Origin of the sequence: Actinomadura craniellae, from assembly GCF_003289645.1 — a bacterium.
Taxonomy (GTDB): Bacteria; Actinomycetota; Actinomycetes; order Streptosporangiales; family Streptosporangiaceae; genus Actinomadura_D; species Actinomadura_D craniellae.
Window position 1 is genome coordinate 212,149 of sequence record NZ_QLYX01000014.1, and the last position, 9,993, is coordinate 222,141.

Annotated in this window: 9 protein-coding genes and 1 tRNA gene; 4 read left to right on the plus strand and 6 right to left on the minus strand. The window is 60.2% G+C overall.

Annotation, left to right across the window (positions count from 1 at the left end; translation table 11 throughout):
- Positions 1-37 precede the first annotated feature (37 nt).
- Together DPM19_RS26685 and DPM19_RS26690 are read right to left on the minus strand one after the other, a co-directional pair.
- Positions 38-349 carry a 4a-hydroxytetrahydrobiopterin dehydratase gene (locus DPM19_RS26685; RefSeq protein WP_233510768.1) on the minus strand — a complete coding sequence of 104 codons (312 nt, stop codon included), beginning with the start codon at positions 347-349 and terminating at the stop codon, positions 38-40.
- A 20-nt stretch (positions 350-369) separates the two neighbouring features.
- Positions 370-1,632, minus strand: coding sequence for a Twin-arginine translocation pathway signal (locus DPM19_RS26690; protein WP_146779002.1), 1,263 nt, complete (start codon positions 1,630-1,632; stop codon positions 370-372).
- 209 nt (positions 1,633-1,841) lie between these two features.
- On the opposite strand from DPM19_RS26690, the gene DPM19_RS34955 reads away from it, so the two are divergent.
- A complete protein-coding gene (locus DPM19_RS34955) occupies positions 1,842-2,096 on the plus strand; it encodes a hypothetical protein (RefSeq protein ID WP_146779003.1) in 255 nt (84 codons plus the stop codon).
- A gap of 265 nt (positions 2,097-2,361) precedes the next feature.
- Positions 2,362-2,613 (plus strand): helix-turn-helix domain-containing protein, encoded by a 252-nt coding sequence (locus tag DPM19_RS26695; protein ID WP_111870784.1) that lies wholly within the window; start codon positions 2,362-2,364, stop codon positions 2,611-2,613.
- 98 nt (positions 2,614-2,711) lie between these two features.
- Here the strand turns inward: DPM19_RS26695 and DPM19_RS26700 are convergent, their stop codons facing one another.
- Positions 2,712-3,341 (minus strand): DUF6000 family protein, encoded by a 630-nt coding sequence (locus tag DPM19_RS26700; protein ID WP_146779004.1) that lies wholly within the window; start codon positions 3,339-3,341, stop codon positions 2,712-2,714.
- A 205-nt stretch (positions 3,342-3,546) separates the two neighbouring features.
- Positions 3,547-3,642 (minus strand) — tRNA-Leu (locus tag DPM19_RS26705).
- A gap of 110 nt (positions 3,643-3,752) precedes the next feature.
- On the opposite strand from DPM19_RS26705, the gene DPM19_RS36840 reads away from it, so the two are divergent.
- The gene (locus DPM19_RS36840; protein WP_111870786.1) at positions 3,753-5,117 is read left to right on the plus strand and encodes a tyrosine-type recombinase/integrase; all 1,365 of its coding nucleotides are present in this window, start codon (positions 3,753-3,755) and stop codon (positions 5,115-5,117) included.
- A 79-nt stretch (positions 5,118-5,196) separates the two neighbouring features.
- On the opposite strand, the gene DPM19_RS26715 is transcribed toward DPM19_RS36840, so the two are convergent.
- Positions 5,197-7,731 carry a CHAT domain-containing protein gene (locus tag DPM19_RS26715; protein WP_158566903.1) on the minus strand — a complete coding sequence of 845 codons (2,535 nt, stop codon included), beginning with the start codon at positions 7,729-7,731 and terminating at the stop codon, positions 5,197-5,199.
- Positions 7,732-8,212: 481 nt separating this feature from the next.
- On the opposite strand from DPM19_RS26715, the gene DPM19_RS26720 reads away from it, so the two are divergent.
- Entirely contained in the window at positions 8,213-8,845 is a 633-nt protein-coding gene (locus DPM19_RS26720; protein WP_111870787.1) for a DUF6338 family protein, read from the plus strand.
- 286 nt (positions 8,846-9,131) lie between these two features.
- On the opposite strand, the gene DPM19_RS35440 is transcribed toward DPM19_RS26720, so the two are convergent.
- Entirely contained in the window at positions 9,132-9,278 is a 147-nt protein-coding gene (locus tag DPM19_RS35440) for a hypothetical protein (RefSeq protein WP_158566904.1), read from the minus strand.
- Between the last annotated feature and the right edge of the window lie 715 nt (positions 9,279-9,993).

The window sequence follows — 9,993 nt, forward strand, 5'->3', positions numbered from 1 at the left end:
CTTTCCTGCTGTACGCCAGCAGTGCCGTTCCCGCTCATCAGGCGGGTTTTGCGCCGTGTCCTTCGGCGATGGCGTCGATGTGGCGGGCCAGGTCGAAGTCCTTGCGGGTGAGCTTGTGCCCGGCGTCGTGGGTGGTGATGGCGAAGCGGATGCGCTGCCACCTGATGTCGATGTCGGGGTGGTGCCCGACTTCGCGGGCCTTGGCGGCGACGTACATCGCCAGGTGCACGCACTCGTGGTAGGTGTGCGCGAACGTCTTGGTGATCTCGTCGCCGTGGCGGGTCCAGCCGTCCAGCTCGGCGAGTTTCCGGGTGATCTCTTCGTCGGACAGGGGCGGGGGCACGGTCACGTTCGGGGCCTTTCGGGTTGTCAGGCGATGGCGGCCAGGATGTCAGCCAGGTCTCGGCCTGGCGCGGTGTCGGTCCAGCCGGTCGCGTGGCGTGGCAGGGTGAGGAGTTCTCGTTTGAGCCTGGCCGATCCGGTGTCCTTGATGAGCGTGGCGGTCTCGGCGGCGATATCGGTCACCCGCTCGGGTTCGGGGATGGCGGCCAGGGCGGCGGCGTGGCGGGCGCGGAACACTCCGGTGTCGCGGCGGGTGGCCTCGGTCATGGTGGCCATGATCTGCTCCCACAGGTCGGCGGCTTCGCGGGCAAGGCCAAGTCGTCCGTAGCAGGTGGCGCGCTGCACTTCGAGGTAGAACGGGGTGCGGCGGCAGGCGTTGCCCCACGGGCGGTCATCGTCGATCTGGTCGACCAGGGCGGCGGCTTGATCGATGAGGCGGTCCACCCGTTCCCGCTCACCGAGCAACGAGTACCCGTGGGCTTGGTGCTGCAAAGCCAGGACCCGCACCTTCGGAGACAACCGACGTTCGCCGGCCAGGGCGGCCCGTGCGAAGTCCAGAACAGCGGTGCCGTCTTCGCGGTCGATGTCGTGCATGGCCTTGTTGGCCAGCGCGTAGGCGGTGAGTTCATGGTTCCCGGATCGGTGGGCCATGTGCAGAGCGGCGTCCCGCCAGTATCCGGACTGGTCCAGGTCTCCGGCGTCCTGGTAGAGCCAGCCGAGCAGGGCGGCGTAGGCCACTCCCACCTTGAGCAGTTCCCGGCGTACGGTCTCCTCGGCCGCGATGACGAGTTGCCCGATGAGCCGCGTCTGAGAGAACACGGTCGGGATGAGGTGACGCGGCCCTAGGAACAGGTCTGCCCCGTAGTGCCCGGGCAACTGCGACCAGAAGTAATCGACCAGCTCCGGCGCAACCGCCGCGCGGCGGTCCCATGACGGCACGCTCGGCAGCACGGTGGGCATGGCCGGCACGTCCGGCACCGGATCGGGCACGCTGAACAACTCGTCCTCGTCCATGCCGAACGCTGCCGCGTACAGCATCCGGTACCGCTCGCTGATCGCTACCTTCCCGCTCTCCCAGCGGCGGCGAACGTACATCACCAGGTGTTCGAGGGCAGGCAACTCGGCGCGCTCATCACCGGCGGCCTGAGCGATCCGGCGGGCCATTTCGGGAATATCCCAGTTACGCGCCTTACGCTCAGCGCGCACCCGATCCGCCCAGATTCGGCGCAATTCCTCATCAGTCATCACGCACTCCATCATCATGCCCGAACACGTTCCGAGGTCGGTCATGTTCGATCCTGCCCCTTGATGCCGTCTGCCCGGCCCCCTCACCTGGGCTCTGTACTTCATGTGACCGAATCACTTCGAGACAGACAAGGGGTTCTCTGGTGCGAATGCCCACAAGAGTCATCACAAGTGAGGAACGGGCGTATGTCGATGCGCTAGTGACGGCGCTGGCCGAACGGGGCCTATCCGCCCGTGCACTACGCGGTGGAGTAGTGCTGGCGGAGAACCGCACAGCATTGCCCACCGAAGGAAACCATGCCGGACGGGCGTTGCATCCGGGCCTGCGCCAAGAGGTGGCCTGCCGTCCGGCTGACGAAGACGGGTCGCTGTGGTGGCACTGGGTATGGTCCGGACCCACCCGGGATGCCCCTGACGAGTTGGAGCCGCTGCGTCCCGCTGATGAACTGACGGCGGTGGCCGACAAGATCACGGCCGTGCTGGCGCTGCGCCCGGAAAACGAATCGTGACGGCAACGGTAAGCCGGCAGGCGCAGAAAGCACCTGACACCCGCGCGGTGGCCGCCCGCCTGGAGCGCCTACGGGCGGGCGCGGTGGTCTGGTGGGGAAGGCAGACCGGCGTGTGGTGGGCGATGGTGCAGGTACGAGGCCGCTGGCGGCTGCTGGAGGCAATCACTGTGAGAGAGATGGAACAAGCGCTGAAAAACCCGGCGGCCTGGCCGTGGCCGGCCGCCAAGACCACCAGGACCCGGCAAGCAACTCCCAGGACCGTCCCATGCCCCCGACCCCCACAGTGATCCCCAACGGCAAGCGCCTCAAGGAACTCCGCGAGCAGACCGGCTTGAGCGCAGCCGAACTCGCCACCCGGCTCCGGCGCCATGTCACCACGATCCAGAACGCCGAACGCGGCAAGCCCATCTCGCTGATCATCATCGGCCAGTTGTCCCGAGCCCTGGGCGTACCGCCCGCCGAACTCATCACCGGAAAGCCTTCCGCGGAGCAAGGCCGTAACTGTCCGGGCAGCTGACCCGGACAGAGACATGACAGGCGGTGAACTCGGACTGTGTGTTGCCGTTTGGTGGCTTGAGCCGGCGGGCGGCCCAGTTGCCCATGGCGACCGTATGGCTACTCGGGTGTACTGCGGATCGTTCGGCGCATGCATTCGTCGGCAAAGGCGCACAACTGCCCCATGTAGCCCTTGAACCGTTCCCGGTCTGGCCGACTGGGTACAGGCTGTCGCCAGGAACCGCTGAGTAGTCCCCCCGCGTGATCCGTCCCCAGCCGTTCGTCCAGATAGAGGAGCGCGCCGATCACGAAGTCCCGTTCATAGAACGGCTCCGGCTCCGAAAGCTTGTGAGCAAGAGCCGTGGCAAGGAACATCGCGTCGGGATGCTGCCCGAAGCGGGCGAAGGCCAGAGCGTAACCAGCATTGGCCTTCACAAAGGAACCGTCGTACAGCAACTCACCGAGGCGGTCCCGGTACCCGGTGCGGAGGTCAAGACCGATCAGCCACGCCGCGGTGAGGCGGGCCCGCCACTCACTGGTGAGCAACAGGTCGAGTTCATCGTCGGTGATCAAACTCGCGTCTTCGCCCAGCGATCGCACCAGCAAGGACCGTCGCGGTTCGCCGTCCCGCAGGGCGTTGACACCCATGATCTTCAGATAACGCAGGCGAAGCGGACCTTCCCGACTCCAAGAGACATAGCGCTTGGCCAATACGCGCAACTCGGGACTGTCCGGCGCAGGAAGGCGCATAAACGTAGTGTGACCGCAGGACCCGGCCACGGCGACATCATTTCGCCCCTGACCTTGAGAAAGAACCCATGGACCCATGCCACCGGCCGGAGCCGTGGGGGCGAAGCCCCCACACCGGGGGTCCGGGGGTCGCCCCCCGGGCAAAACGACGAAGGACCAGCGGGAAGCGGCTCAAGCCGCGACCACACTGGCCCCAGGTCCGAAGTGGAGATGAGGGGATTTGAACCCCTGACCCCCTCGATGCGAACGAGGTTGACTAAACAAAATGAGTGCTCCGATCTATCAACTTTGAGATATCTTCCCAGGTAGTGGCGCTGAGCCATGCCAGCCGATGCCATCGAGCACCAAGATCGATCGTGTGGTCCTGGTGACAAATCGGTGGCAGACGATCACTGCCTGGAGGTTCGACAGATGGGGTTCTCCCGCCCGCGCACCGGCAAGGACGGCAAGATCCGCTACGCCGCCGTCTACCGCGATTTGCGAGGCAACATCCGGCACGCCGGGACGTTTGCCACGCAGGCCCAAGCCGACAAGGCGTGGCAGAAGGCCCTTGCCAAGCTCACATTAGAGAGACTCCCCGATCCGGGGAAGGGACGGCAGAGCTTCCGGCGGTATGTAGAAGAGGTCTGGTTCCCCAATCATGTGATCGAGCTCCGCACCCGGGAGAACTACGACTACGAGATCAACCGGCACATCATGCCGTGGTTCGCGAACATGCGGATGATCGACGTCATGCCCATCGACGTCCGCGAGTGGGTCACCCACCTACGCAACGAGGGCGTCAACCCACCGACGATCCGCTATTGCATGACCATCCTCAGCGCGATCTTCACCACCGCACTCAACGACATGGTCATCGTGCTGCACCCCTGCAAAGGAGTGAGGACGCCGCCCGTCCCTAAGAAGAAGCGCACCATCATCACGCCCGAGCAGTTCGACGTTCTCTACGAGGCGCTGCCCAACGCCCGCATGCAGTTGCTCGTCGAGACCAAGGTCGAGACTGGCCTGCGCTGGGGTGAGCTCACCGAGCTCCGTATCCAGGACCTCGACCTGACCACCCGAACGCTGACCGTCAGCCGTGTAGTGATCGAACTCGCCTCCAAGTACCACCCCGAGGGCGGCCGGTTCCTGGTCAAGGACTATCCCAAGGACCGCGAGCACCGCGTTCTTAAGCTCAGCCGGCAGATCACCGACAAGCTCGCCACCTACACCCGAGCCGAACAGCTCCACGATGGTGAACTGCTGTTCTTCCTCCGTTCGCAGGAACTCTCCCAGCCACCACGACTGCGCGTCCTCGCCGACCCCGACACCCTAGGTCTAACCGCCCGAAACGAGGCTGGCCGCACCTACCGCCACGGCACACTCAGCGGCTACTCCGCCGGAAAATGCCGCTGCCAGCACTGCAAAAACGCTTACGCTCACTACCGCGCCCAGCGCCGAGCAACCGGCAAAGACTCCCCGCGCAGTCGCCGGGTCGTCAACTCCGACGGCCATATCCCCCGTGCCTGGTTCCGTGACCACGTTTGGAAACCCGCCATCAAGACTGCCAAGCTACGCGTCTATGTCCGCCCTCACGACCTCCGCCACGCCCACGCCTCCTGGCTACTGGCTGGCGGCGCTGACCTCCAGGTAGTCAGAGACCGCCTCGGTCACGCCAGCATCTCCACCACCGAGAAATACCTCCACACCCTCCCCGACGACAACGACTCCACTCTCGACGCCTTTAGCAAAATCCGCAACCGCTCTAAGCCTGACAACCAACAAGCCACCGGCTAATGACTACGTTCCAGAAAGCTGATTCGTCTGAGCTTACCTAGGAAACGAGATCGTTGCGGACTGATATATCAGGCACCGGTCACATAGTTCCGGTGAACTTGAACGCCGCCCAGAAGAGAGGGTCTGTCGTGGCTTGGCGGTCGAGATGATCTCGCCACGTTATGAGGACTTCGTCAAGCAGCGCCTCAGCTATACGATCAGATTCTGAATGGGCGCTTGAACGCCACCGGTGGTGACGAAGGTAAGCAATCGATTCTCGGTAAGCAGTACTAGCGGTTGCACCGTCATTCAGGTAGGCGTGCAACAGTGCAGAGAACGCCATAGCGTTGAGGGCAGTGATATCCCACAATGTAGAGATAACCGCCCTGGTGCCGCGGGCAAGGAAGGCCGACTCGATCCCACGGAGGGTCTGCACAGTACGGGCAGTGGAATCATGCGTGCCGGTCCTGCAGGCGTTGAGAACTACTAGGTCAACGTTAGAGAGGTCAGCTTCTGCCAAGATCTTGCTTGTCGTGAGCGTCGCTTCCCCAGCGGAATATCCGTGTAGCGCGAGTCCGGATGCCCAACGATTCGGATGCATGAGGCTATGGGAAGTGATGTGGACGATGCGCGCATCGGTCATGGCGTCCAACACCGCATCAGGCGTCGCTGACTCCTCCTTGAGGATACGGGCTCCAGTATGGAGTGCTGCGACTATCTCGGCTTCGACGAGTGGGCTGCGGATGGCATCCAGCCCTGGGATGCCATTGCCTGTGTGGGCGACGACAAGCGCAGGGCATTTTGCTCTGCGCCGATCGGAACGTTTAATCGCCGTCAGCATGCGGGCCGTCGGCATATAGCTGACACCGTCGAAGGAGTCACGCAAGACCATAGTACTATCAATTTTAATAGGCACAGCGTGGATAGGCAGTAGGTCCAGGGGTGGCGTTGGACTTAAAAACAACCGCCGAATCCCTTGCTGTAGTAAAACTTCCATAAATGATTCGACCAAGTTGGTCGAAGCAGCTAGGAGCGTGGTCAGATAACGGTACCAGTCCTGACCTATATGACTCTGCGATTGCTGTGACCATACCGCAGTCATCGCAGTGAATCGATCTACCTCAATATCACTATAAGGGAGCAATTCGAAGCGCGCATTACCTTCATCACGCCAGAGGACGACCGATGAAAGCCAACCGTTCTTGATAAAGAGATGCACAAACGCGGCTTGGCCATCAGGAAGGGCTTCGACAATCGCCCGATCTCTCTCGTCCCTGCGATGTTGTATATCAAAGTCTGCGCGCGCGATTTCGAGCGCTCTTTGTCGCTCTTCGACGGCCTGTTCAACAGCGTGACTTAGTGTTGAGTCCAAATTACCGTTGAGCACGGCTGTGGAGTGTCGGGCCCGGGCCCGGGCAAGTCGGAGCGATGCCGACCGGAACGCCTCTACCGCTGGTGCCCCATGTGAAGATGTAGGTACGAGCTCATCATGAAGGTCTTCACTTTTAGCGGTCTCATTGCCGTGGAAGGCGGCCTCGGCTTCTCTATCATGTCCGTCGGTTACTCGACGCCACATAATTTGTTTCGTGTCTTCTCCGACCATGCGCCGGAGTGCCACAATAGCCTGCTTTTCGAGCTCGACGCAGACCTTTGACGGAAGAATGACAACTATGGTACCGATCATGAGAGGTTCGCCATCGGTAGTGAGACGGAGAGTGGTTATCCTGACATATCCCACTGCCGCCAAATGCAGAAGTTGCCATGCTGGATCCACAGTGCACAGCGAATAGGAGTAGGGGAGCTCTAGGGCTGGTCCGGAATCTCCAAGAAGAAGCGGCAGCACTAACTTAATAATCACCTCATCTCTTCTGACATCAATCTTTATTCCATATTCCACCCCGGGCATCATTAGCCCCTGTAGAGCCGCTTGATGAACTGCAGTTTCTGCAGTGGCAAGCCATACCGGATGCGGTCCCACATTCACATGGAACGAGCGTGCTCCACTGGTGATGATCTCGTCATGGATCCATCTGGGCACCGTGGCATTTTGATTTCTGGCACCTATTGCTGAAGGCAGAGAATCATCTTCCAGAAGCCAAGAAAGGAAGACATCTCGCCCAGCTCTAAGGCACCTATCTCGGTAGATCTCATCCGGATGCAACTCCTTCATAAGCTGTATCTCATATGAACTCAAGCCCTCCGGAAGAGCACGAATCTGTGCATCCCATGCATTAAGGTCGAGCTGTATAGCAGCTTCATCACTAGTCGGGATATCGTGAAAAAACTGCCGCAGCGATGTTTCTAGATCGATACGGCGATGAATTCGCTGCACGATCTCAGCGAGTTCTGGCCGGTCAACAAGTCCTGGACGAGTGGAAGTTATATCTTCATAAGTCCCTAGGCGAATCCGCCCTAGCTTCACAAGTCCCCGCAGAAGCTGTGTCGCAATTCCAGTCCTGGATTTTTGAAAAAGGTCAGGCGGAAGATAGACAAATGGGTCAGCCGTATTCTTGAGGATAGCAGCTATTTGCTCCTTCGGAACTTGCCAAAACACCACAAGCTCTTCTTGTACTGTATCGATGGAGTATTTCTCAAGTCGGCGACCAGCCCATAGCTCGACCAGCAGAACATGCAAGCCACCTACGTCCCACCAACGATCCCAAGGAGCACCGAGTCTCCGCACGCTCCGGACGACTGGCAAAACGAGTTCATGCAGAACAGAATCTGATGAGGCGGATGGAGAGAGGAGGTTAGCAGCCCGGAACTGCTCAACAACCTCGTGAGGAGAGTGCGCCTTGACGTCCTCGACTGCAATCCGACTCAACGCCGTCGCAAGTGTGAGTTCATCATTCATCACCCACGGTGCGAGCAGTCGACCTCCGAACTTAAGAGTACCGGGAGCCCAGTCCAAACAAACTTGCTTGGCAAAGTGATCTATCCAGTTATCGCGAGCTTCCCGCAAGTGATCGGACATCTTGAATCGTCCGCCTTTCGGATGATGACTAGTCTGGCAAGGCTGTAGACACGCGCCCCTCAAGAGACGGCAGCTAGTAGATTACTAGCTCGGCACCAAGGATGTTGTGACCCAAAGACGATGCACCAGGGAGGACTCAGCGATGCCTCAGGCACCGACGACAGTCATGCAGGCCGTCATCGTGATGCTGCTTGTACTGCCTGGTGTGACCTACCAGTTCGTGCGCGAACGTTCCCAAGGCATCTCCCCTCACCACAAAGATCTCGGTGAGCGGATCCTCCGAGCGTTGGTGGCAGGCATAGTGCTCGACACGTTCTATGTTCTCCTTGCCGGCAACTGGCTGGTAAAGCTGATCTACGATCGTCAGCAAGGTTGGCTGAGCGGAGCAGCCAACAACCCTCGACCTGCCGCATTGACTGCGCTCCTGCTTCTTGTCGCGATTCCAGCAGGAGCTGCGTGGACACTCGCATGGTGGGGAAGACGAGGTAGTTCATCGGCGTATCAAGCCACGCCGACGGCCTGGGACGAAACTTTCAACAACCGCGCCCATTGCTTCGTACGGGCTCGACTCAAAAGCGGCGAATGGGTTGGCGGCTGGTATGGCGAGAGATCCTATGCATCAAGCTACCCTGAGCCTCCTGACTTGTACTTGCAGACAGCGTGGGCCATGACGAAATTCGGCCGGTTCACAAACCGCCTTGAGCAAACCGACGGGATATACATCCGCATTGATGAAGTTGAAATTCTAGACTTCATCCGAATAGATCAGGAATAAGGAGGCAGCGTTAATGAGCAAGTCCCGTCCGTTGTTCGACCCTGACGAGAAGAAGGGGTATCGCCCTACAGGGCAAGTCCCAGAGCCAACTCAAGCCCCTCCGACGGCGCCCCCCATAGCTGAGCCTGACCAAGATTCAGAGGAGCATTAATCCGCGACCGCAACCGCGGACTGGATCACTCTTGCGATTATTTTCAGAGGCCTCCTATAGGTATTAATACTTCGCCGTTCCCCGAATAACCTTCGGGGAACGGCGAAGTATTGCAATGGTGAAGTTCAGGTCAAGTTACCAAGCGATCAGCGGCAACCGGGAGATCGCAATGAAAAGAACCGTGGCGAGGAGGATGATTACGCACAGGCGAGCGGTCATCCCCCAGTCCTTCATAGCGAAGCGGATCGTCTTGCCAACTTCCTGAACGGCGGTGGAGGGCATCGGGACTTGTTCTCCTTACCAGAACACAAAAAAAGACGCCCTTTCAGGCGTCTGCTGTCTGCACGAAGTGCCGGGGGTGTGAGTTATTGATTACTTCTCTAGGTGATCGCTCCTTCCTCGCTCGCTGCGATCCTACCGCACATGTCAAGTTTGCGCAAACGAGTCAGATCCCCTAGAGCCAGAAGCAATTACGGTGGGTCAGCGTGCTCGCCAACGCCGCCTGGTCTCTCAGAGAGCCTCAGGGCAAGGTGTTCGGCACCAACACGATCATGCTCAGCCGACCAGGGCCATCTCGCACCCACAGGGACATGTCCTCTGATGGCGGTTTGACCTTCTTGCACTACCGGTGACCTCGCCTCGTTGCGGGCGAGGTCACCGTGTTCACCTGCGTCAACTCGCCGCTGAAGGCTATGAGTGCGGGTCAGGAGTTACCCCAAGTAGGCGGAGGAGGTCGGCAGTAGGAACTTTGTAAGTACCGTCGATCTTGATGACGCGGCAGGGGAACTGGTTGAGCTGCGCGAGTCGGTAGGCCTTGGTCCGACCGAGACCGAGAGCTCGAGCAGCAGTCATGAGGTCGAGTACGGAGGGTGAGGTTCCCCCCGTTGCACGGACACCTGCGGTGAGGTCACTCGGCGGTGTCTGAGGGCAGGTTGAGCCCTTCGAACGTGACGGGGCTGTGCATCCCGATACTGGAATGACGCCTGTAGGGATTATA